The sequence below is a fragment of the Paracoccus stylophorae genome, from assembly GCF_028553765.1.
Taxonomy (GTDB): Bacteria; Pseudomonadota; Alphaproteobacteria; order Rhodobacterales; family Rhodobacteraceae; genus Paracoccus; species Paracoccus stylophorae.
Genome location: NZ_CP067134.1, coordinates 2309552 through 2330285 on the forward strand (window position 1 = coordinate 2309552; position 20734 = coordinate 2330285).

26 protein-coding genes are annotated in these 20734 nt (G+C 66.4%); 21 read left to right on the plus strand and 5 right to left on the minus strand.

Features of this window, described 5'->3' with window-relative positions; translation table 11 throughout:
* Window positions 1-65: 65 nt before the first annotated feature.
* The 3 genes from JHW45_RS11350 to JHW45_RS11360 form a co-directional block, all read right to left on the minus strand.
* Window positions 66-386 carry a hypothetical protein gene (locus JHW45_RS11350; RefSeq protein ID WP_336385785.1) on the minus strand — a complete coding sequence of 107 codons (321 nt, stop codon included), beginning with the start codon at window positions 384-386 and terminating at the stop codon, window positions 66-68.
* Between the two features lie 77 nt (window positions 387-463).
* Complete coding sequence (locus tag JHW45_RS11355) at window positions 464-1783, minus strand: recombinase family protein (protein WP_272857780.1); 1320 nt, start codon at window positions 1781-1783, stop codon at window positions 464-466.
* A complete protein-coding gene (locus tag JHW45_RS11360) occupies window positions 1780-2235 on the minus strand; it encodes a DUF2924 domain-containing protein (protein ID WP_272857781.1) in 456 nt (151 codons plus the stop codon). The genes JHW45_RS11355 and JHW45_RS11360 overlap by 4 nt, the downstream gene beginning before the upstream one ends.
* A 455-nt stretch (window positions 2236-2690) precedes the next feature.
* Between JHW45_RS11360 and JHW45_RS11365 the strand changes: the two genes are divergently transcribed.
* The 20 genes from JHW45_RS11365 (at window position 2691) to JHW45_RS11460 (ending at window position 18150) form a co-directional block, all read left to right on the plus strand.
* Window positions 2691-3929, plus strand: a complete 1239-nt coding sequence (locus tag JHW45_RS11365) for a hypothetical protein (RefSeq protein WP_272857782.1) — start codon at window positions 2691-2693, stop codon at window positions 3927-3929.
* Window positions 3877-4872 carry a helix-turn-helix domain-containing protein gene (locus tag JHW45_RS11370; protein WP_272857783.1) on the plus strand — a complete coding sequence of 332 codons (996 nt, stop codon included), beginning with the start codon at window positions 3877-3879 and terminating at the stop codon, window positions 4870-4872. Before JHW45_RS11365 ends, JHW45_RS11370 begins: the two co-directional genes overlap by 53 nt.
* 117 nt (window positions 4873-4989) lie before the next feature.
* A complete protein-coding gene (locus JHW45_RS11375) occupies window positions 4990-5583 on the plus strand; it encodes a sigma factor (protein ID WP_272857784.1) in 594 nt (197 codons plus the stop codon).
* A gap of 22 nt (window positions 5584-5605) precedes the next feature.
* The gene (locus tag JHW45_RS11380; protein ID WP_272857785.1) at window positions 5606-5953 is read left to right on the plus strand and encodes a hypothetical protein; all 348 of its coding nucleotides are present in this window, start codon (window positions 5606-5608) and stop codon (window positions 5951-5953) included.
* Window positions 5954-6051: 98 nt separating this feature from the next.
* Window positions 6052-6345, plus strand: coding sequence for a hypothetical protein (locus JHW45_RS11385; protein WP_272857786.1), 294 nt, complete (start codon window positions 6052-6054; stop codon window positions 6343-6345).
* Window positions 6345-6863: a hypothetical protein gene (locus JHW45_RS11390; RefSeq protein ID WP_272857787.1), complete on the plus strand. Its 519-nt coding sequence runs from the start codon at window positions 6345-6347 to the stop codon at window positions 6861-6863. Before JHW45_RS11385 ends, JHW45_RS11390 begins: the two co-directional genes overlap by 1 nt.
* A gap of 101 nt (window positions 6864-6964) precedes the next feature.
* Complete coding sequence (locus JHW45_RS11395) at window positions 6965-7822, plus strand: ATP-binding protein (RefSeq protein WP_272857788.1); 858 nt, start codon at window positions 6965-6967, stop codon at window positions 7820-7822.
* Between the two features lie 18 nt (window positions 7823-7840).
* Entirely contained in the window at window positions 7841-8602 is a 762-nt protein-coding gene (locus JHW45_RS11400) for a hypothetical protein (protein ID WP_272857789.1), read from the plus strand.
* A gap of 79 nt (window positions 8603-8681) precedes the next feature.
* Window positions 8682-8885 (plus strand): hypothetical protein, encoded by a 204-nt coding sequence (locus tag JHW45_RS11405; protein ID WP_272857790.1) that lies wholly within the window; start codon window positions 8682-8684, stop codon window positions 8883-8885.
* Window positions 8886-9025: 140 nt separating this feature from the next.
* A complete protein-coding gene (locus tag JHW45_RS11410; RefSeq protein ID WP_272857791.1) occupies window positions 9026-9253 on the plus strand; it encodes a DUF6511 domain-containing protein in 228 nt (75 codons plus the stop codon).
* A 10-nt stretch (window positions 9254-9263) separates the two neighbouring features.
* Window positions 9264-9479 (plus strand): hypothetical protein, encoded by a 216-nt coding sequence (locus tag JHW45_RS11415; protein ID WP_272857792.1) that lies wholly within the window; start codon window positions 9264-9266, stop codon window positions 9477-9479.
* The gene (locus JHW45_RS11420) at window positions 9476-10273 is read left to right on the plus strand and encodes a hypothetical protein (protein WP_272857793.1); all 798 of its coding nucleotides are present in this window, start codon (window positions 9476-9478) and stop codon (window positions 10271-10273) included. Before JHW45_RS11415 ends, JHW45_RS11420 begins: the two co-directional genes overlap by 4 nt.
* A 17-nt stretch (window positions 10274-10290) precedes the next feature.
* A complete protein-coding gene (locus JHW45_RS11425) occupies window positions 10291-11022 on the plus strand; it encodes a hypothetical protein (protein WP_272857794.1) in 732 nt (243 codons plus the stop codon).
* Complete coding sequence (locus tag JHW45_RS11430; protein ID WP_272857795.1) at window positions 11015-12334, plus strand: ATP-dependent DNA helicase; 1320 nt, start codon at window positions 11015-11017, stop codon at window positions 12332-12334. The genes JHW45_RS11425 and JHW45_RS11430 overlap by 8 nt, the downstream gene beginning before the upstream one ends.
* Window positions 12335-12359: 25 nt before the next feature.
* The gene (locus JHW45_RS11435; protein ID WP_272857796.1) at window positions 12360-12665 is read left to right on the plus strand and encodes a hypothetical protein; all 306 of its coding nucleotides are present in this window, start codon (window positions 12360-12362) and stop codon (window positions 12663-12665) included.
* Window positions 12557-15250, plus strand: coding sequence for a VapE domain-containing protein (locus JHW45_RS11440; protein WP_272857797.1), 2694 nt, complete (start codon window positions 12557-12559; stop codon window positions 15248-15250). Before JHW45_RS11435 ends, JHW45_RS11440 begins: the two co-directional genes overlap by 109 nt.
* Before the next feature lie 135 nt (window positions 15251-15385).
* Window positions 15386-16387 carry an SDH family Clp fold serine proteinase gene (locus JHW45_RS11445; protein ID WP_272857798.1) on the plus strand — a complete coding sequence of 334 codons (1002 nt, stop codon included), beginning with the start codon at window positions 15386-15388 and terminating at the stop codon, window positions 16385-16387.
* Between the two features lie 629 nt (window positions 16388-17016).
* Complete coding sequence (locus JHW45_RS11450) at window positions 17017-17538, plus strand: crossover junction endodeoxyribonuclease RuvC (RefSeq protein WP_272857799.1); 522 nt, start codon at window positions 17017-17019, stop codon at window positions 17536-17538.
* Window positions 17535-17735 carry a hypothetical protein gene (locus JHW45_RS11455; RefSeq protein WP_272857800.1) on the plus strand — a complete coding sequence of 67 codons (201 nt, stop codon included), beginning with the start codon at window positions 17535-17537 and terminating at the stop codon, window positions 17733-17735. Before JHW45_RS11450 ends, JHW45_RS11455 begins: the two co-directional genes overlap by 4 nt.
* On the plus strand, window positions 17728-18150 hold the full coding sequence (locus JHW45_RS11460; protein ID WP_272857801.1) for a DUF6362 family protein: 423 nt from the start codon (window positions 17728-17730) through the stop codon (window positions 18148-18150). Before JHW45_RS11455 ends, JHW45_RS11460 begins: the two co-directional genes overlap by 8 nt.
* 8 nt (window positions 18151-18158) lie before the next feature.
* Here JHW45_RS11460 and JHW45_RS11465 read toward each other — a convergent pair whose 3' ends face one another.
* Together JHW45_RS11465 and JHW45_RS11470 are read right to left on the minus strand one after the other, a co-directional pair.
* A complete protein-coding gene (locus JHW45_RS11465; RefSeq protein WP_272857802.1) occupies window positions 18159-18572 on the minus strand; it encodes a type II toxin-antitoxin system VapC family toxin in 414 nt (137 codons plus the stop codon).
* Window positions 18569-18853 carry a hypothetical protein gene (locus JHW45_RS11470; RefSeq protein WP_272857803.1) on the minus strand — a complete coding sequence of 95 codons (285 nt, stop codon included), beginning with the start codon at window positions 18851-18853 and terminating at the stop codon, window positions 18569-18571. The genes JHW45_RS11465 and JHW45_RS11470 overlap by 4 nt, the downstream gene beginning before the upstream one ends.
* A gap of 495 nt (window positions 18854-19348) precedes the next feature.
* On the opposite strand from JHW45_RS11470, the gene JHW45_RS11475 reads away from it, so the two are divergent.
* Window positions 19349-20725: a site-specific DNA-methyltransferase gene (locus JHW45_RS11475; RefSeq protein ID WP_272857804.1), complete on the plus strand. Its 1377-nt coding sequence runs from the start codon at window positions 19349-19351 to the stop codon at window positions 20723-20725.
* Window positions 20726-20734: the final 9 nt, after the last annotated feature.

Sequence of the window (20734 nt, forward strand, 5' to 3'; positions counted from 1 at the left end):
GGAACTCACGAAAAGGTCTTGTTTTCCATTACCTATCGCGCCGGTTGTCCTTTTGCACGCGGGAATCAGCCTTCAATGCATCCGAGAGACCAGAGTGCATGCTGTTCGGTCCAGTCGGCCGGGAATGGGTCCTTCAGGTTCGCGAGCGTGACATTCGCTGGCTGACGGCCCTCCATGATGGCGTCGACGAGTTCCGGGGAAAGGAGCGACAACCGCATCAGCCGCGCCATGTAGGTGAAGGCGATGCCTTCCCTCTCGGCCAGTTCGGAAATCGACGCGAACTCGCCCGACTCCAGCATGCGCTTCCAGCGGAACGCGCGGGCCAGCGCTTTCACCAGCGTGTTGTCCGGCTTTCGCGCTTGTGCGGCGCCCTCCGGCAGCACCATATCCTTCCGCCCGCCTCGCTTAATAATGCGGAACGGGACATGGATGGTGACTGTGTCGGGGATAGAAGTGTTCCGAGTCATGCGGCGGCTCCGGCATCGGCGGTGATTTCACTCGCCAGCGCCGCCAGCCCGTCCATGCGCAGGCGGACGTTGAGACCGCTGATGCCGATATCGACCCGTTCGACCAACAGGGCCACAAGTCGCGCCTGTTCCGCCGGGAACAGTTCATCCCACAATGGATCGAGCTTCTGGAGGGCTGCGCGAGCGTCTGCCTCAGTGATTCCGTCGTCCTGCGTCCGCGCCGACTTCCATGTCCCAGCCACGATCTCGGGCTGGCACACGGCGCGCAACTGCTCGATGACGGCCGCTTCGATCTCGCCCGCTGGCACGCGACCGATGGGGCATGCCCCCGCGCCATGCTTCAGCACCGTCTGGCTGACATAGTAGCGATACAGCCGCCCGCCCTTGCGGGTGTGGGTCGGCGAGAAGGCCGCGCCATCGGGACCGTAGACCAGTCCTTTCAGGAGCGCGGGCGTATCGGCACGGGTCCGCGCGGCGCGCTTGCGGGGACTCTCCTGCAGGATGGTGTGAACGCGGTCCCACGTCTCGCGGTCGATGATGGCGTCATGCTCGCCGGGATAGCTGTCGCCCTTGTGCACCGCCTCGCCGATATAGGCGCGGTTCGACAGCATCCGGTAGATGTACTTCTTGTCGATCCGGTTGCCACGCGGGGTTCGGATACCGCGCTTACCGACTTCGCGGGCCAGTTCCGTGCAGGAGCCGATTTCGAGGAACCGGGCGAAGATCCAGCGCACATGACCGGCAGCTTCCTCGTCGACCACCAGCTTGCGGTTCTCGACGCGGTATCCGTAGGGCGGCACCCCGCCCATCCACATGCCCTTCTTCCGGCTGGCTGCGACCTTGTCGCGAATGCGCTCGGCGGTCACCTCGCGTTCGAACTGGGCGAACGACAGCAGGATGTTCAGCGTCAGCCGCCCCATCGAGGTGGTCGTGTTGAAGGACTGCGTGACCGACACGAAGGTCACGCCATTGCGGTCAAACACCTCGACCAGCTTGGCGAAGTCGGCGAGCGAGCGGCTGAGGCGGTCGATCTTGTAGACGACGACCACGTCGACCAGCCCGTCGTCGATGTCCGCCAGCAGACGCTGCAGGCCGGGCCGCTCCAGCGTGCCGCCGGAGATGCCACCGTCGTCATACTGATCGCGGACCAGCACCCAGCCCTCGGAGCGCTGGCTGGCGATGTAGGATTCGCAGGCCTCGCGCTGGGCATGCAGGCTGTTGAACTCCTGCTCCAACCCCTCCTCGGAGGATTTGCGGGTGTAGACGGCGCAGCGCAGCTTGCGGACGGGTTTCGATTTTTCCGGCGGCTTCGTCATGTCCGGCCCCGGTGATTCCTGAGGCCGAAGAACACCCAGCCGTTCCAGCGCGTGCCGGTGATGGCGCGGGCGATGGCGGACAGCGACTTGTAGGGCCGCCCCTGCCACTCGAAGCCGTCGCCGGTGACGGTGACGATCTGTTCCACGCCCTGCCATTCGCGCAGCAGCCGCGTGCCGGTGATGGGACGGTCGCGGTCGGCGCGCATGCTGCGCCTCGTCCGGTCGCCGCCGTCCAGTTCCTCGCCCAGCCGTTCCAGCCGCCGGATGGTCTCGGGCTTCAACCCGCCATAGGCGAGTTCCTGAATGCGGTAGGCCAGACGGGATTCAAGGTAGCGGCGGTTGAAGGGCGGCGGCTCGCTGTCGAACAGATCGCGCCACTGCTTCTTCAGGTCGGGCGTCGGCGTGGTCTTCAGCGCGGCCAGGCGCGCGGGGATGGGATCGTGGGTCGTCATGCGGTTCTCCGGTGTGTTGGAGTTGCATGACGGCATTGGTCGGGCGGATAGTGTAGGCAACTTTCTCCCGCGTCGTCAGATACTTCTCTGCCGTTCCGCATCTGCAACCGGACCAGCCCGAGCGCCAGCAGGCCGCACAGTTCAGTGCGGCGTTCGGCGGGCGTCATCAGGTCGGGCGGGAGCGGATTGGGGCGTTTCATGTGGGCCTCGGAGCGGTGGTCTCCTCAGGCCTCTACTCACCGGTATCACGAAACGTCCCACGATGGCGCACCGCGACAATGCGCGCCAAACGGTCTCGACTCCCGGTTGATCGGTCGGGTAGAACATAATCGGAACAGATTTCACCTTCGCCCGGTGAATCGGACGTGCTTCTTTCGTCGGCGTAATGCGGGCCGTGGAGGCGCAATCCGGTTCGCGACTGCAAGCGAGAAGGTTTCAGGGCGAAAGGAGCTCACGTGGCCAAGAGGATCAGGAATTTCGTCGATCGCGCCTTCTCCAGAACCGTCGATCTCGAACTGCTTCATCGCCTGTTGATCCCCTATCTGGGCCAGATCGATTTCGATTGGGACGGGCTGCCGGAGGACGACGGGGAGCGGCGCGAGGCGATCTTCGGCGTCTTCGCCAGGGCCGACATGCGATTTCCGGCAAAGCTGCAATTCGCCCTCTACAACATCTCGACGCTGTCGACGGATGCCGGCGCCCGGATCATCCAGGAGATCGCCTCGGAAGCCGGTGTGGACGTTCTGGCGGCCTGCCGCATCGACGGCGCCGCTGACGATCTGCGATTCACGCCGCGCTTCATGGCGCTGGTCACCTGGCTCGATCACCGTCCGATCTTCGACCGTGCCCTTAGCGCCGCGGCCTTTCTTGCCCATTCGACCAAACTCGAACGCGACGCAGAACGGGAGGACGTCGAACTTCGGCATCACGATGCCGGGGTGAAGGATGGTTTCGCGGAGGCGGCGCGGCTGCATTTTGCGGGCCGCTACAACGGGCATTATTGCGACGTTCGCTGGTTCGAAGAGGACGATCTGCTGCGCGTGCTGGTCCTGCACGGTTCCAAGCCAGAGACGAAGAACGTCGATCAGGAAGGCGCCGAGGACACGCTGAAGTTCCGGGAGATCGTGCAATCGACGATCGAATACGACGAGCGACGGAGCGCGATCTCGGTTGGCTCGAAGTCCGCAGCCGACGCCAAGAAGCTGGTGAAGCTCTTCGGCGCGCATGTTCTCGGTGATGGCGACATTTTCGAGGCTTCGGCCAGGGAGGAACTCTACACGCTCGGTCCCCTGCAGCGGCACGGTGAGAGGTTCAGATTCGCCTTCGATCCCGATGGCGACATCACCCATGTCGCTTTGCGGGAAGTGCGCATCGACGAGGCGCAGCTGACTGCGACCGGGCGCTTGCGTCGCTCGCCGTGGTTTCTGGCGCTGGGCGATTCCGAGAATGCGCTCAGGCGCCTCAAGGATTTGGCTCCAGAGATCGAGGTTGCCGACGTGCGGATCGTGCATGCCAAGATCGACGTCACCATCGAAGTGGACGGCAGCGAAATCGTGGTGCCGGTGACGATCAGACCGCCGCGGACGGTCAGCATGCGCGATCACTCGCACGAACGGCTCATTCTCGAAATGCTGGAAGACAATGAAATCCGCAAACGCCGCCGGACTGATCAGGCTGCTGCTGCAGCAGAGTGACCGCCATCCGATCCGGGCCGTCGGGGCCGCCGATCTGCTGCCCTACGATCCGCGTTTCATCCGCTCGCTCCGGAACCTCGGGATCCTGACCGAGCGCGAGGGCCTGCGCGACGATGGCGCGACCGTCCTGCAGGTCGTCGACGATGCGCTGGTCGCCATCGACCCGGAGACCGGCGCCTGCGAGCGCCATGACGATGCATTGGATGTCCAGACCTTCGATATCGATCTTGCCGCGATCTGTCGTGCGATCCGCGAGCAGTCGGGTCTGGAGGGGCCCGGCCCGTCGCCAATCTCGACGCGGGTGTGGCGGCTCGGCCGATCTTCGCGGCACGGACGGGTGGCCGAGATATGCCTCGTGCGACGGCTGCGCGAGGAAACGGCGCAGGAGATCGTCGATCACGTGCGGGGCGCGATCGACACGGAATCCTCGGTCGCGCTGATCAGCCTCGGCCGCTGCGATCTGCCCACCGCGGTCGCCCGCCAGCTCGACGCAATGCGCATGATCGTGGCCTTGGCCGAGGATCTGATGGGTCACGCCCCGGGCGCGCCCTTCGCACTGGACATCGACCGGATGCGCCTCGCGTCTTCGATGCCAGCCGTCGAGACCCGCCTGGTCGTCGACCGGACAGGACGGCGCGTGATCTGCGAGGGCATCGAACTCGCTGTCGAGCCGCGGGACTTCGATGTGTTCGTCCTGCTGGCCGAAGAGGCAGCGGATGCCGGCGGCTGGGTACTGCGCGACAGCATCGCTGCGGCGCTTCGGGCCAGCACGGGGCGCGACGGCAATCCCGAGCAGGTCGATCGCAGCATAAATCGCCTGCGCGACATTTTCCGCAAGGAGCAGGGACTGTCCGGGGTTCCGAAGAACGGATTCATCGAAACGAAGTCCAAGGTCGGCTTTCGCCTGACATTCGCCGCCTCCGAGATCGGATTCATGGCCTAGACCCGTTCTTCGGCACCGGGAGGTTTTCGGGAGGTTTTCGGGAGAAGCCCGAGAGATAAATAGTTTCAGCAGGTTGCATCTTCGGCTGGTCACCAGAAACGACCAGGACCGAACGACATGCATCCGCCGATTTCCCCCGCCGACTTTGCCACCCTGATCGACGAGGCGACGGTCGCCGCGCGCCGCCTGCACCGCAGGCTGGTGCTGCCCGCCGCCGATCTAGACGACCTCTGCCAGGACCTGCTGCTCGATCTGATCTGCCGGTTGCCCGGTTTCGATGCGCGCCGCGGCGGCATCGGCGCCTTCGCCAATATCGTCCTGCGCAACCAGTCCTCGCGGATTGCGATGCGCCATCACCGTCAGCGCCGGGCGCATGGCGGGAGGATGCTCTCGCTGGACATGCCCGCTGCCGGCGGGGTCGAACCGCTCGGCTGCCTGCTGGCGGAAGCCGATGGGCTGTCCACTTGGCACGGTCAGGACCTCTGCCCGATCGAGGAGGCCGAGCTGCGGCACGACCTCGCCCGTGCGCTGGGCGATCTGCCCGAGGACGCCCGCGGTCTCTGCGCGGCGCTCGGATCCTGCGCCATCGCCGAGATCGTCGGTCGCAGCGGCACCTCCCGTTCCGCCCTCTACCGCCACATCGCCCGGCTGCGGCTCGACCTCGCCATGCGCGGGTTCGGGGTGCGGTGGGACGGATCAAAGGCGGCGTGAGTAGAGGGGAAAGGAGGAGATCATGTTCAAGCCCGCCACCGCATTCACCCCGATCCGGCCCCGGCCGCTCACCGATATCGAGTTCTGCGCCTGGATCGGCCAAGCCGTGCCCGGCGACCGGCTGGAATACCATCGCGGCTTCCTCGGCATCGACACCACGGCGGTGATCTCGACCCTGGCGGAGCCGGAGCGCCGCAGGCTCGGGGCGCTGGCCAGCGCGGCATACCGCGCCTTCGACGCCGCGCTGATCCATCTGGTGCAGGTCCGGGTCGGCCCCGACCGCTTCGCCTATCTCGCCATCGCGCGGACGAAGCCCCGCAATGCGCCGATCCCGTTTTCTCAGCTCATCGTCACAGAGGAGGCCGCCTGATGCGCGCCACCCTCGCCTGGATCGGGGATCGGCTCCCGCCATCGCTTTACTTCCTTCTGGCCGGAAGCCCGGCCGCATCCCTGACCGGAGATCCTGACATGACCGAACCCAACGGCCCCCTTGCGCGCCTGCGCCGCGCGTTCCGCAACTTTGAGGATCTGCCCGAGGTGATCCCCCTTTCGTGGCGTCCCGGCATTGCCACGGAGCCGCTGCCCGTCGAGACCGCAAGCGTCGATGATATCGCGATCGCGATCGTCGCCGCGAATGCCGAACTCTCAGCGGCCATCCAGCGATCCTCGGCGCTGGAAAAGCTCCACCGTCTGGCGCGTGAAGCCGGGGCTGTCGGCACGGACAGCGCCGTGGATGCGGCCCTGAAACGGGAGGGGCGCTGATGGCCATGCCGTTCCCCAGCACCGATGCGCCGACAGAGGCACGCTTCGACAACGTGCCGAAGTTCGACGATCTCGACCGGCTGTCCATCGGCGACATCGCGGACATGCCGCCCGATCTGCTTTTGGCATTGCAGGAGGCAGCGGCCACCGAAACTGCCCGGGTCAAGCGCCTGAAGGACCGTTTCGAGGCGGCACTGGCGCAGCGATATGGCGCCGCAACCGAGGCCGAGCGGTCTGCGCAGGGCAAGACCTCCGGCACCGTCCGGATCGAGGATACGGGCGTCGTGGTCATCGCGGACCTGCCGAAGAAGGTCACCTGGGATCAGGACCGGCTGGCCTCCATGGCGGCACGCATCACGGCCTCCGGTGACGATCCGACCGAGTATCTCGAGATCGCCTATCGCGTGCCCGAGCGGCGCTTCACCGCCTGGCCCGAGGCGATGCGGGATGGCTTCGCGAGCGCCCGCAGCGAGACCACCGGCAAACCCGCATTCCGGCTCGAGGCCCGAGACCGGTGACGCGCGGCGGTGGGTCGCCCGGACGGCAACGCCGGGCAGGTTCCCCTTCGGCACCCGGTCACCCCCGCCGCCGCGCAACTTCCAATCCTTCGGAGAACAACATGACTTTCCGCATCATCACCGCCGACGAACGGCTCTCGGCCGCCGAGAACAAGACCTCGCTGGCGATCTTCGGCCCGCCCGGCGTCGGCAAGACCACGCTGCTGAAATCCCTGCCCGCCGAGGAGACCGTCTGCCTCGACCTCGAGGCCGGCATGAAGTCGGTGCAGGACTGGCGCGGCGCCTCGATCCCGGTGCGCAGCTTCACCGACTTCCGCGATCTGGTCGTGCTGATCGGCGGCCCGGACCCGGCGCAGCATCCACAGTCCTGGTACGGCACCGAGCGCCATGCTTGGCTGCAGGCCCAGCATCGGGACAGCGGCATCGAGGCGTTCCTCGCCGCGCGCCGCATCGTCTTCGTCGACTCGATCACCGACCTGACGCGGCAGGCCATGGCCTATGCCCGACAGCAGCCGGAAGCCTTCTCGGACCGCACCGGCAAACCGGATGTGCGCGGCGCCTATGGGCTCTTGGGCCGCGAGGTGATCCAGGCGCTGAAGCATTTGCAGCATGCCCGCGGCAAGACCGTGATCTTCGTCGGCGTGCTGGAAAAGGTCACCGACGAGTTCGGCACGGTCACCTGGCAGCCGCAGATGGAAGGCAGCAAGGCCGGCCGCGAGCTTCCCGGCATCGTCGATCAGGTGGTCTCGATGCAGCTCTTCGCCCGCGATGCCGAGGGCGGCTGGTTGCTGGACGAGACCGCCTCCGAGCGCCGCCTCGTCTGCAAATCCGGCAACCCCTGGAGCCTGCCGGCCAAGGACCGATCTGGCCGTCTCGACATGACCGAACCGCCCGACCTCGGCGCGCTGCTCGCGCGGATCGACGGTCGCGCCTCCCATCAACCCGCTTTTGCCTCCTGATCCCTGAAAGGAACTGACATGAGCTACGATCTGAATGACGCCCAGCCGCAGATGGCCCCGATCGGCGAATTGATCCCCGACGGCACCTTCGCCAAGGTGCGTCTGACCATCCGCCCCGGCGGGGTGAACGGCGCCACACCGATGGATGCGGGGGTGCTGAAAGCCTCGCAATCGAGCGACGCGAAGATGCTCGATTGCGAATTCACCGTGGTCGAAGGCCCACATGCCCGCCGCAAGTTCTGGCAGAGCTTCACCGTCGCCGGTGGCAAGGTGGATGAGAAGGGCCAGTCCATCGGCTGGAAGATCTCGAAAGCCAGCTTTCGCGCCATGGTCGACAGCGCTCTCGGCCTCGATCCCAAGGACGAAAGCCCTGCCGCCAAGGCCAAGCGGGTGCTGCCCGGCCTCAAGCATCTCGACGGCATCACCTTTGCCGCCCGGGTCATGGTGGAACCCGCCTCCAACCCGCAATACCGCGATCAGAACCGCATCGCCAACGTCGTTCTGCCCGACGAGCCGCAGCATGGGCCGGTCATGCGCGGCGAAAGCGTTCCGCCCGAGCCCGTCAACGCCCCGCCGCGCAAGACCGCGAGCAGCACGCCGCCGGGCTGGCAGGCCCCGGCACCGGCATGGGGCGCGGCGCAGCCGGCCCCCGCGGCCCCGAACTGGGGCGCGCAACCCGGCCCCGCGGCCTCGGCACCGGCACCACAACCGGCGTCGCCGCAGCCCGCTGTCGCGGGGGCGCCGGGGGCGCCAGCGATGCCCGCCTGGCTCAATGGCTGAGGCACGACCCAGTCGGCGGGCGCGGAAACCCAACAAGGAGTCGCACCCGCCGAGCGAGGCAGATCGCTGGCAGGCACAGGTGACGCGCGAGGCCGCGCTGGAGATCGGAAAATGGCTCGAGGCCCGCGGAAGACTGCACCACCCCATCGCAAGCCTTACCATCGGCGATCTCGAGGCCATGGCCAGCAACGCGATCTCGCGCTGGATCGTGCTGCAGTCGCAGCGCCTGCACCGGCAGGATTGGCCGCCAGACGACCCGATCGTGACGCTCTTGCTCGGGTGACGCCCTGCGCGGTCTGCGCGCGCGAGGCGCGCGGCTTCGGCTACTGCCACGGCCTGCGCTGGGATCGTCACCCGCATTACCGCTTCTGCTCGCGTCGTTGTCAGGACGCGGGCAGCGCAATCGCCCAAAGGAATAATGGCATGATCGACAAGACCGCCCGCGAGGCACAGGCGATCCGCGATGCGCGGCGGCTGTTTGCCGAAACGCTCAACGATCTCGGGCTGATGGCGCCCTTCTTCGACCGCAGCCCCGCCGAGATCGACCGCCTGATCGAGGCGGCCGTCACCGGCTACATCGACAGCATGCAGGACCAGGCCGCGCGCAAGGAGCGCAGCGGCACCGTCCTCGACGACGAAATTCCGTTTTGAGGGGCACGCCATGATCGACCTGAATGAAGAATTGGCAGCCTGCAGCTGGACGGGGCTTCTTGCTGCCGCCACCGAGAACGTCGTCACCGAGTTCGAGATCGAGTTCTGCGACGGCCTTCGCCAGAAGCTCGACCGGTTCGGCGCCCGCGCCCGGCTGACGGACGCCCAGTTTCACAAGCTGACCTGCATCGCGCAGGCCGGCGGGTTCTGGGAGCGCGACCAATGATCGACCTGAACCATGGCTCGGGCTGCCTCTATGGCGCTGCCGTGCCACGCCCACCGATTGCAGAAGGCATCGCGGCCGCCATCGACACCGCCCTGGTAGCGCGCAATCGAGCCGAACGGCCCCGAACCTATGTCAGCTCCTCCGGGCTCGGCCGCGACTGCCTGCGCCAGATCCAGTATGATTTTCTGGCCGTACCCAAGGACGAGGGTCAGGGGTTCGCGCCCCGCACATTGCGCATCTTCGAGGCCGGGCACCGGGCCGAGGATATCGTCGCCGGCTGGTTCCGGATCGCCGGCTTCGATCTGCGCACCGAGCGCCCCGATGGCCGCCAGTTCGGCTTCGAGGCACTTGCCGGCCGGTTCAAGGGCCATATCGACGGCTGCCTCGTCTCCGGTCCCGTCGCCATGGACTACCCGGCGCTCTGGGAGAACAAGGCGCTCGGTGCATCCAGCTGGAAGGATGTGGTCAAGCGCGGCGTCAGCCTCGCGCGGCCGGTCTATGCCGCCCAGATCGCGCTCTATCAGGCCTATCTCGACCTGCCGAACCCGGCGCTGTTTACCGCGCTGAACCGCGACACGATGGAGCTCTACAGCGAGCTGGTGCCCTTCGACGCTCGTCTCGCGCAGGAGATGTCCGATCGTGCTGTTGCCGTGGTCCGCGTCTCCGAGGCCGGTGAGTGGCTGCCGCGCGCCGCCGCCGAGCCCACCGCCGTCACCTGTCGTGGCGGCATGGCGGCCGGCAAATGGCACGCGCCCTGTGCGTGGGCGGCACGGTGCTGGAGTGAGCGGTCATGATCCCTGACGCTTACGAGTTGAAACGCATCCTGCGCACGCATCGCGCGCGCTTCTGGTCCTCCGACCTGCTCGCGGCGGCCGAGTTCGCGCCGATCTACTTCTTCGACGATCAGGCCGCCTTCGACAGCGATGTCGTCGATCAGGCGATGACGCGCGTGTTCTCGGGGCCGATCCGACTGCCGCATCCGAGCGTGATCTTCGAGCTGCGCGAACAGCGGTCGGCACCTTCCGGCCTGGTCGTCTGCGCATGCCAGAAGGGCGATATCGTCGAGGCGGTGTTCCTGATGCGCAGGCGGGCGCCGCGCGGCTGGACCGACTGCCTGGTCCGGGTCTGGCTGCACCCCGACGGCATGGCCGAGATCGAGGGCAATCCGGCCGAGCGGGAGGACCAGACTATTCGCGGCCATGGCGAGGTCGCTGCCGGGATCGTCTGGCGGGCGCTGACCATCCTCGGCGCGGCACCAGACATCCGCGACCAGAAGGTATCGCTGGCGAAGCGCTCGCGCCTGGCCCGCGAGGGCGTGCGCGGCTGGGTCTGGCACCAGGTGGCCATCGACCCGGCCCGGTTGCGCGCCGCCGTCCCGCCGCAGGGCGGCAGCCATGCCAGCCCGCGCTGGCACCTGCGTCGCGGTCACTGGCGGCAACTGGCCGATGGCCGGCGCGTCTTCGTGCGCCAATGCGAGGTCGGCGATCCGACCCGCGGCGGCGTGGTCAAGGATTACACCGTGGAGATTCCAGGACATGAGTGATTTCACCCCATCGGCCGCGCAGGCCGCAGCCATTGCCGCGATCCGCGACTGGTTCGAGACCCGCAGCGAACAACAGCAGGTGTTCCGCCTCTTCGGCTATGCCGGCAGCGGGAAATCCACCGTGCTGAAATTCGCCCTCGACGAGCTTGGCCTCTCGCCCCATCGCAGCGCCCGGGACGGCAATTGCCTGCCGGGCGTGGTCACCGCCACATTCACCGGCAAGGCGGCGCTGGTGCTGACCCGCAAGGGCACGCCCGCACGCACCATCCATAGCCTGATCTATTCGGTGATCGAGGCGACCGAGGAAGATATCGAGGCCGCCGCAGAGAAGGTGCGGCAGGCCGAGATCGCCGCTCGGCGTCTGACCGGCTTCGCGAAGATCACGGCCGAGGCCACCATCGAGGCCATGCGCCAGGCGCTGTCGGCGATGAAGCACCCGCGTTTCGCGCTGAACCCGCAAAGCGATGCCGCCGATGCAAGGCTGATCGTGCTCGACGAGGTGTCGATGGTCGGCGAGGAAATGGCCCGCGACCTGATGAGCTTCGGCAAGCCGATCCTCGTGCTCGGCGATCCGGGCCAGCTGCCGCCGATCAAGGGCGAAGGCGCCTTCACCCGCGATGCGCCCGACGTCATGCTGACCGAGATCCACCGCCAGGCGGCGGAAAGCGCCATCATCCGCCTCGCCACCATGGCCCGGATGGGCGAGCCGATCGGGTTCGGCAGCTACGACACCTATGTCGCCAAGCTGCGCAAGGGCGATATCAGCCCGGAACAGGCCCTGCGCGGCGGCCAGCTGATCTGCGGCATGAACGCCACGCGGCTGCAGATCAACAACGCCATGCGCGCCGCCTCGGGACTGGGCGGCTCATATCTGCCCACGGGCGCGGCCGAGAAGATCATCTGCCTCAAGAACGACAGTGCCCTCGGGTTGATCAACGGCATGTTCCTCACGCTGGAGGATATCGTCGACGAGGGCACGCTCTATTTCTCGGCCGTGGTCCATGACGAGGATGGCCGCCGTGTCGCCCCCCACGACAGCGACGGCGGTCCCGGACGCCTGCGCATCTACAAGGGGCATTTCGAGGATCACGTCGCCTATGACGCCAAGCGCCACGATCGCGATTACAAGGAGAAGCGCAAGCTGACCGAGGCGACCTTCGGCTGGGCGATCACCGCCCACAAGGCGCAGGGCTCGCAATGGGAGAACGTCATCGTCTGGGATGACGGGCTTGGCCGCAGCGACCTCGACCGCCGTCGCTGGCTCTATACCGCCATCACCCGCGCCGAACGCGGGCTCGTTCTGCTGGCCTGATGTCACCGCTGGGAAAGGAGGAACCATGAAGAACCTGTCGGGTGATCCGCGATCGGCGGAGGAGAAGGACGCGAAGCGGCGGGCATTCGCGGAAAAGGCTGGAAAGAGCGTCGATGAGGTCCGGGCGCTCGAGGAAGCGCTGTGCAGGGTGCCGATAGAACGCTTTCTCGATGAGCTTTTCGGACCAGATCACAGTGCGTTCTACGACGAGGGTGAAGATCTTTGGATCGTGCCGGACCGGAAGCATCAGGGGCCGGGCTTCGGCTTCATCGCTGTGCGCAGCGATCGAAGCTGGTTCACGGGTGTGGTGAAGCCGGAGGTATTCCAGTGAATGCCGCGGTCATCGACCTCAACGACGTCCGGCCGTTCTGGCCGCAGCCGGATCGCTACGATCTCGACCTGATCGTCCAGCGCCTGCGCGAGACCACGGAGCATTGGGTGCCACGGCTCTTCCCGCTTGGGCGCCGGTCGGGCGACGAATGGCGGCTGGCCAATATCCGGGGCGATGCGCCGCGCAAGATGGGCTCCTGCGTCATCACCTTGCGCGGGCCGCATGCCGGCGACTGGATCGACTTCGACGGCAATCAGGGCGGCGGCCCGATCAGCGCCATCGAGGAAGCGACCGGGCTCGACGGCCGCGCCTTGATCGCGGAAGCGGCGGACATCGCTGGCGTCGCGCCCGGCGCTCCGGAACGTCGCGCATCACCGGTGCCGCCGCCCCCCTTGAAGCGCGATCCTGCGCCCGAGGTCGCGCGACTGCTTGCGGGCGCGGTCCCGCTGGCGGGCAGCGTGGGCGAGACCTATCTGCGCGCACGCGGGCTGGCGGACCCCGCGTCGCCCGATCTGCTGTTCCACCCGGACCTGCCGGATTTCGACAGTCGGCGTGGCTGGCCCGGGCTGATCGCGCTGGCACGGCTTGCGAATGGTGATCGTGCGCCCGGCATCCATCGCACCTTCCTGCTCGACGATGGCAGCGCCAAAGCGCCCACCGGCAAGAAAATGCTGGGCTCGGTCGCCGAGGCCACGGTGCGGCTGTTTCCCATGCCGGAGGATGGCAGCCTTGGCGTCGCCGAAGGCATCGAGACCGCGCTCGCCGCACATGCCCTGTTCGGCACGCCGGTCTGGGCCGCGCTATCGGCCGACGGTCTGGCCCGGTTCCGCTGGCCGGAGGGCACGACCCGCATCACCATCTATGCCGATGCCGGCGATGCCGGACGACAGGCGGCCGCCACCCTGTCGGACCGGCTGAACCGCGCCGATATTCCGAACCAGATCGTGGTTCCGCTGCATGGCGACGATTTCAACGACGATCTCATGCGCGGCGCGCGGGCCGAGGATTATGCGGCCATCGCAGCCGCCGCAGCAGCAGCCGAGGGCGCAGCCACAGCGACCACTCTCCCGGCCGAGAACGACATCGCCGCGCTTGTCGCGGCCACTGCGGCACTGACCAATCCGCCCGAACTCGAAGCCCTGTCGACGCTCCTTGGCCGTCTCGCGCTGGCCCGGCTCGACCCGCTGCCCGAGCGCCAGATCCTCGCCCGGATCAAGACCGCCACCGGCATCGCCATGGCGATCCTCGAAAAGCAGATGGCGGAACTGCGCCGCCGGGTGAATGCCACCGGCGATCCCCATGCGCGGATCGTCAGGCCGGCATGGCTCAGTCGGTTGTGCCAGGACCTCTCCGGCACGCCCGAGCGCAACGAGGCCAATGTCATCATCGCCCTGAACTCGGATGCGGTCTTCGCAGGAGTGCTGGGTTTCGACGACTTCGCCCAAGAGATCGTCGTGCGCCAGCCGTTGCCATGGGACGAGGCGAGCGCCACCTTTCCGCGCCCCTGGGAAGACGCCGACGACATCCGCACCGCCGAATGGCTGCAACTGCGCGGCCTCAACGTCGCCCCGACAGTCGTCAGCCGCGCCGTCGGCGCCGTCGCCCGCGAGTTGCGCCTCCATCCGGTCTGCGACTGGCTCGACACACTGAGATGGGACGGCACGCCCCGGATCGAGACCTGGACCAGCGCCTATCTCGGCGCCGAGCCCACCGCGTTCCACCTTACCGTCGGCGCGCTCTGGCTGATCTCGGCCGTCGCCCGCATCTACCGGCCCGGCGTGAAAGCAGACCACATGCTGATCCTCGAAGGTCCGCAGGGCGCACGCAAATCCACCGCCATCAAGGTGCTCGCAGGCGAGGACTGGTTCACGGATGAGTTGCCCGAACTCGGGTCCAAGGATGCCGCCATCCACATGCAGGGCGTCTGGATCGTCGAGATCGCCGAACTCGACGCCATCGGCCGCGCCGAGGTGTCCCGCATCAAGGCTTTCCTGACCCGCACCACCGACCGCTTCCGCCCGCCCTACGGCCGCTACACCGTCGAGGTGCCGCGCCAATGCGTCTTCGCGGGCACGGTGAACCCCGACACCTATCTGCGCGACGAGACCGGCAACCGCCGCTTCTGGCCGCTGCGCTGCGGCGCCATCGACATCGCGGCGCTGGCCCGCGACCGGGACCAGCTCTGGGCCGAGGCAGTCCACCGCTTCCGCGAGGGCGCGATCTGGTGGATCGATGATCCGGCGATCCTCGCCGAAGCGACCGCCGCGCAGGAGGCGCGCTATCAGGCCGATGCCTGGGACGCCCGCATCGACCGCTGGTTGACCCACGAGACCCGCAGCGTCAATCGCGGCCATGCCGGATATGATGACTGGCAGGACGAGGAGTTCGAGCGTCTCGAGCCGATCCGCGACGTGTCGGTGGGCGAAATCCTCGAAGGCGCCCTCGGCATCGAACCCGCGAAATGGACCAAGGGCGACCAGATGCGCGTCGGCGCCTGGCTGAAGTCGCGGGATTGGGAGCGGTACCGCAGCGGCGCGGGCGCGACCCGCGAATGGCGTTACCGCAGGCCACAGCGCGGCGGCTGACGTCGCGACGGCCGTGTCGGGCGCTTTGTTAACGCCCTCTTGCCGCTGCGGGCGTTGCGCGCAGCGTTTCAGGAAAGTTGACTTGTGCACACCTGTGTGGAAAAGCTCGGAAACACGGGGAGAACAGGGCCAAACATGGATTTCGCTACGCGCAAGCCGCTCTACGAGCAGATAGAGCAGGAACGCGGCACCAAAATTATTTCATATGTGACCGGCGACCGGCCGAACGCGGAGACGCAAATCGGGGCAGACTGCATCGACATTTTTGTGGACGTGCTGGACGCCATCGGACCGACCCAACGCATCTCGCTTCTTCTGCACACCAACGGCGGCAACACCGCCGCCGCTTGGAGACTCGTTAACCTCATCAAAACCTTCTGCGACGAATTTGAAGTTCTGATTCCATACAAAGCGATGAGCGCAGGCACGTTGATCTCGTTGGGAGCGCAGCGGATCGTGATGTCAAAGCAGGCGGCCCTTGGGCCGATTGACCCTAGCTTGGTGCATCCGCTTGGCCCGCAAGTGCCAAACGGAAACCAACTCGCGCGCCTGCCGGTTAGTGTTGAGGCGGTCCGAGGGTATATGGACGCGGCAACGCAGGACCTTGGCATAAAAGATGACAAGGTGCTTGGCAGTCTCCTCACCGATCTTTCCAACAAGGTGCACCCGCTGGTTTTGGGCGAGATTTTCAGGTCGAGGGCGCAAATCCGGTTCTTGGCGGAAAAGCTGCTCAACGGGCATGTGAAGGATGCAGAGAAGGTAAAGGCTATCGTGGATTTCTTGTGCGCAGACTCTGGAAGCCATGACTACACCATCAACCGCCGCGAGGCGGAAACACTTGGACTTCCGGTCGAAAAGCCCAGCGCAGATTTCTATGAAAAGCTGAAGACTCTTCACCGGAGCTATAGCGGGCAGATGCGCCTCTCTGAACCTTTCACACCGATGGCAGTTGTCGGGCCGGACCAAGCCGCCCAATACCAGTTGGTTCGCGGTGTTATCGAAAGCGTGGACAGCGGGTCATACGGCTTCGTGACCGAAGGGCTTATGAGCCGCGCCACGATCCAGTTGCCGCCCCCGAACCCGCCACAAGAGCAGATTCAGGAACAACGAACCTTTGAAGGATGGAAGGCGCTATGATCACTTATCAAGAGACCACCGACGCCACTCACATCTATCGTGATACCACCGCTTTCAGCACGATACGTATGGATCGCACGGCTGATACCGGCAACCTACTGCAAATCATGCGCGACTCGGTCATCATAATCGGTTCACCTGCGTGCCTTCGGTCAGAGGCGAAAATTCCCGAAAGCCCCGTTGGGAGTATTGAGGCCGTTTCTCGGCTCTAGGTTATGAAACAAGGGGGCATCCATTCGGGTGCCCCTTTTTGTTTGGCCGCTGTCCCACTTCGCGGCGTGTCCCACTTCAAGCCCAAGGTAGGACAGAGAAAGCCTTTCAAAATCAATCCCGTCCCACCTGTCCCACTTGGGTCGCCAACTTCTTTCTTTCCCATATGGAGCGCATATGTCCCGGTCGACCTCATTCTTCCTCATGCGACGTAGGGAAAAGGTGGGACAAGTGGGACAGGTGGGATACGCCTTGTTTTGAAAGGAAAATTTGGCGTCCCACTTTGATCGGCAAGTGGGGCAACCCGAGACCAGGTGGGACAGAAGCATCGTCAGGCGCATTTTTCTTGAATGGGCGCGCAGGGCATGATTCTCTGCCCATGACCAAAGCCGAAGGCCCACGATCCGTGAGCCTTCACCATGAACCAGACGATCCCCATGCCGGACCGGCGTCCCGAACAGGGGCGCGTTCCCGTGTCTTGCATCCTCGCCCTCGATCTCGGCACCACGACCGGCTGGGCGATCCGCGCCTACGACGGTCTGATTACCAGCGGCACCGTGTCCTTCCGCCCCGGCCGCTACGACGGCGGTGGCATGCGATACCTGCGCTTCACCAACTGGCTGACCGAAATCGACCGGCTGTCCGGCCCCATCGCGGCAATCTGGTTCGAGGAAGTGCGTCGCCATGTCGGGACCGACGCGGCCCATGTCTACGGCGGGTTGATGGCCACGCTGACCGCGTGGGCCGAGCTGCGGGGTGTCCCTTACGAGGGCGTCCCGGTCGGCACCATTAAGCGGCACGCCACCGGCAAGGGTAATGCGCCGAAGGAGGCGATGATCGCTGCTGCCCGCGCCCGCGGGTTCTCGCCCGCCGACGACAACGAGGCCGATGCTATCGCCATCCTCCACTGGGCGATCGAGACCGGCGGAGGCATGGCATGAGATGGCATCCCCGAGGTTATGGCGGCGCCCGTCGCGATCCCGAGCGGGTCAAGCAGGACGGATGGCGGGAACAGGGACTTCTCGCAGTTTCTCTCGAAGATCCGCGCCTGACCTGGCCCGAGCGCGAACTGGTGCGCCAGCTTGGCAACAGACTCTATGGCCAACGCGCCGAAAGCCGAGAGGCCGCCAATGGCTGACTGGACCCCCATCACTGTCGAGGATCGGCTCGAAAGCGCCGCCGACGTCTTCCGGTCGCTGCCCGAGGCGAGGCCGCAGGGCTACTTCAGCGCATGGCCCGAGTATTTCCACAGCTTCGGCGACAAGGTCGGTCAACAGCCGACGATGCGTCGTCCGAGGCCCGGCCCGCGTCAGATCACCGAAGCCGAGGAGGCCCTGCTCTGGTTGCGCTGGCTGGAACCCGGCGACGCCCGGCTGCTCTGGCTGCGGGCGAACCGCAAGCCGTGGAAGCCGATCTGCTGGGAACTGGGCATCAGCCGCGCCACCGCCAACCGGCGCTGGCAGTATGGCATCGCCGTCATCACCTGGCGGCTCAACGGCAGGCGGGTACCGGGAAAACGCTCGATGGGGTTCGTGGTGGCGAAGGCGGGGTGATCTGCGTCTCAGGCTGCGAACGGGTTCAGAACCTCGACCCCGATCCCGGCGACATCCGCCTCGTTCCGCGTCACCAGCGTCAGGCCGTTCGCCTTGGCCGTCGCCGCCAATAGCGCGTCAATGACCGGCACCGGCCGGATCGCATTCATCCGCCCCCATTCCTCGGCCACCGCAGCATCGACGGGCAGCACCCTGTCGGCAAAGCCCGCAACCACCTCGCCGAGCCATGCTTCCAGCGCCGCAGCCTTCTGCGGGTCGCGCCTGCGGGCCAGTTCCACGCCCTTGCGGATTTCGCCCAGCACCAGCGCGCTGAGCCAGAGATCGTCCTCGGCCACCTCGGCCCACCAGGCGGCGACACCCGGGTCGCAGCGGTTGCCCTTGCGGATTTCGGAGATGACATTGGTGTCGATCAGGAAGCTCACAGGACGGTCTCGCGCCCGAAATCGCGCGGACGGTCAATCTCGATGCCCTCGAGCGGCGCCGCCGCCAGCAGCGCTTTCAACCCGCCCGCGCGCGCGGATGCGATCTTCTCGCGCAGCAGCGCGCGGGTTTCGGCCTCCCGTGCCGGATCGCCGAGTGCCGTGGCAACGTCGCGCACCAGACCGGCATCTTCCTTGCGGACCTGTACCTCGACGCGCACGAAACCCTGCCGCTGGCGGCGCTTGCGCCACTGGGTGACGGGGGATGGATCGGTGCTGGCCATGATGCCCTCCATTTCCGGAAACCATACCGGAAATGTGGTGGGGCGGCAACGGCGTTCAAGATCGGACTGTCAAGCCCTGACGCGCCGATGAGACAATTTCCGGTGAGACACCGCAAGGCGAGACGGATTCGCTCAGCGAGGCTATGAATTCGATATACTCGGGAGAGGAGCGCGCAGGCACTGGCCGCGTCGCTGGCTTCCGGGGTCCAGCGAGGGGACCAGTCGGGCTCCGAACTGCCAAGCCTTTGATATCTTGGTTCCTTCCTGGGCGTTTTCGTATGCTGGCGGGCGAAGCGCGCGACATCGCCAGCGACAGGGCCGGATTTTTGGGAAGCCACCCGGAAGCCGGACCCGCTCATGCCCCGCTCAAACACCAATGAACGCTGGCCTTCCGACCGGACACCGCTGGTGGCCGCTGGACCCCGTGTGGAGTCCAGCGCGGCATCGGAGTCCGGAAGCCACCGGCATCCACCCGACCGAGGAATCTTGCCCACCATGACGCTGAGCTTCGCCCCGGACGCGATCGAGACGTGGCCGCTGTCGCGCCTCCAGCCCTACGCGAAGAACGCGAAGGCGCATGGCGCGGACCAGGTCGCGAAGATCGCCGCCAGCATGGCAGAGTTCGGCTGGACCGTGCCGTGCCTCGTCGCCGAGGACGGAGAGCTGATCGCGGGCCACGGGCGCGTGCTGGCCGCGACGCAGCTGGGGCTGACCGAAGCGCCGGTCATCGTGCTCGGGCACCTGACCGAGGCGCAGCGCCGGGCCTACCGGATCGCGGACAACAAGCTGACCGAACTCGGCACCTGGGACGAGGCGCTGCTGTCGGCCGAACTGAACGACCTGCTGGCCGCGGATTTCGACCTGTCGCTGGTCGGGTTCTCGGACGGCGAACTCGACAAGCTGCTGGCCTACGTTGCGGAAGACGACGGTGAAGAAGGTGGCGCCGGGGGCTCCGTGCCGCCGGTGACCATCCCCGAGCCGCCGCGCAACCCGGCCTCGCGCAAGGGCGATCTGTGGATCCTCGGCGACCATCGCCTGCTGTGCGGCGACAGCACCAGCGCTGCCGATGTGCGCCGCCTGATGAATGGCGAGCGGGCGATCCTGTTCGCCACCGACCCGCCGTATCTGGTGGATTACGATGGCTCGAACCATCCGACCCGCAACAAGGACTGGTCTGCGTCCTACGGCACGACCTGGGATGACTCTTCGCAGGGGGCCGAGCTCTACGACGGCTTCATCGCCGCTGCCGTTGCCGAGGCGATCACCGAGGATGCGGCCTGGTACTGCTGGCACGCCTCTCGCCGCCAGGCGATGCTTGAGGCTTGCTGGGAGAAGGCCGGCGCCTTCGTGCATCAGCAAATCATCTGGGTGAAGGACCGCGGCGTCCTGACCCGCTCCCACTATCTCTGGAAGCACGAGCCCTGCTTCATGGGCTGGCGGCGTCCGAACCGCCCGCCGAAGGTCGCCGAGCAGACGCTGCCCTCGACCTGGGAGATGCCGTCCTTCGCCAAGGACGAGCGTCCCGATCATCCGACGCCGAAACCGCTCGACGCCTTCGGCATTCCGATGCGCCAGCATGTGGCGCGAGGCGGGCTCTGCTACGAGCCGTTCTCGGGCTCCGGCTCGCAGATCATGGCGGGCGAGGCCAACGGCCGCCGCGTCTACGCGATGGAAATCAGCCCGGCCTATGTCGACGTTGCCGTCGAACGCTGGCAGGCCGACACCGGCCGCGAAGCGATCCTCGACGGCGACGGTCGGACCTTCGCGCAGGTGAGGACCGAGCGGCTGAGTGACGGTGCCGAGGCCCCGGCCGATCTCCCGGCAACGGACACCGCCCCCGAACACGCGCGAAAGCGCAAGACCGCGGTATGAAGCAATCCC

Excerpts from the sequence above, each read along its gene's own strand:
- JHW45_RS11350 (WP_336385785.1), bottom strand. The coding sequence starts at position 386 with ATGGTGCTGCCGGAGGGCGCCGCACAAGCGCGAAAGCCGGACAACACG.
- JHW45_RS11355 (WP_272857780.1), bottom strand. The coding sequence starts at position 1,783 with ATGACGAAGCCGCCGGAAAAATCGAAACCCGTCCGCAAGCTGCGCTGC.
- JHW45_RS11360 (WP_272857781.1), bottom strand. The coding sequence starts at position 2,235 with ATGACGACCCACGATCCCATCCCCGCGCGCCTGGCCGCGCTGAAGACC.
- JHW45_RS11370 (WP_272857783.1), top strand. The coding sequence starts at position 3,877 with ATGAAATCCGCAAACGCCGCCGGACTGATCAGGCTGCTGCTGCAGCAG.
- JHW45_RS11375 (WP_272857784.1), top strand. The coding sequence starts at position 4,990 with ATGCATCCGCCGATTTCCCCCGCCGACTTTGCCACCCTGATCGACGAG.
- JHW45_RS11380 (WP_272857785.1), top strand. The coding sequence starts at position 5,606 with ATGTTCAAGCCCGCCACCGCATTCACCCCGATCCGGCCCCGGCCGCTC.
- JHW45_RS11385 (WP_272857786.1), top strand. The coding sequence starts at position 6,052 with ATGACCGAACCCAACGGCCCCCTTGCGCGCCTGCGCCGCGCGTTCCGC.
- JHW45_RS11390 (WP_272857787.1), top strand. The coding sequence starts at position 6,345 with ATGGCCATGCCGTTCCCCAGCACCGATGCGCCGACAGAGGCACGCTTC.
- JHW45_RS11395 (WP_272857788.1), top strand. The coding sequence starts at position 6,965 with ATGACTTTCCGCATCATCACCGCCGACGAACGGCTCTCGGCCGCCGAG.
- JHW45_RS11400 (WP_272857789.1), top strand. The coding sequence starts at position 7,841 with ATGAGCTACGATCTGAATGACGCCCAGCCGCAGATGGCCCCGATCGGC.
- JHW45_RS11410 (WP_272857791.1), top strand. The coding sequence starts at position 9,026 with ATGATCGACAAGACCGCCCGCGAGGCACAGGCGATCCGCGATGCGCGG.
- JHW45_RS11415 (WP_272857792.1), top strand. The coding sequence starts at position 9,264 with ATGATCGACCTGAATGAAGAATTGGCAGCCTGCAGCTGGACGGGGCTT.
- JHW45_RS11420 (WP_272857793.1), top strand. The coding sequence starts at position 9,476 with ATGATCGACCTGAACCATGGCTCGGGCTGCCTCTATGGCGCTGCCGTG.
- JHW45_RS11430 (WP_272857795.1), top strand. The coding sequence starts at position 11,015 with ATGAGTGATTTCACCCCATCGGCCGCGCAGGCCGCAGCCATTGCCGCG.
- JHW45_RS11435 (WP_272857796.1), top strand. The coding sequence starts at position 12,360 with ATGAAGAACCTGTCGGGTGATCCGCGATCGGCGGAGGAGAAGGACGCG.
- JHW45_RS11445 (WP_272857798.1), top strand. The coding sequence starts at position 15,386 with ATGGATTTCGCTACGCGCAAGCCGCTCTACGAGCAGATAGAGCAGGAA.
- JHW45_RS11450 (WP_272857799.1), top strand. The coding sequence starts at position 17,017 with ATGAACCAGACGATCCCCATGCCGGACCGGCGTCCCGAACAGGGGCGC.
- JHW45_RS11455 (WP_272857800.1), top strand. The coding sequence starts at position 17,535 with ATGAGATGGCATCCCCGAGGTTATGGCGGCGCCCGTCGCGATCCCGAG.
- JHW45_RS11460 (WP_272857801.1), top strand. The coding sequence starts at position 17,728 with ATGGCTGACTGGACCCCCATCACTGTCGAGGATCGGCTCGAAAGCGCC.
- JHW45_RS11470 (WP_272857803.1), bottom strand. The coding sequence starts at position 18,853 with ATGGCCAGCACCGATCCATCCCCCGTCACCCAGTGGCGCAAGCGCCGC.
- JHW45_RS11475 (WP_272857804.1), top strand. The coding sequence starts at position 19,349 with ATGACGCTGAGCTTCGCCCCGGACGCGATCGAGACGTGGCCGCTGTCG.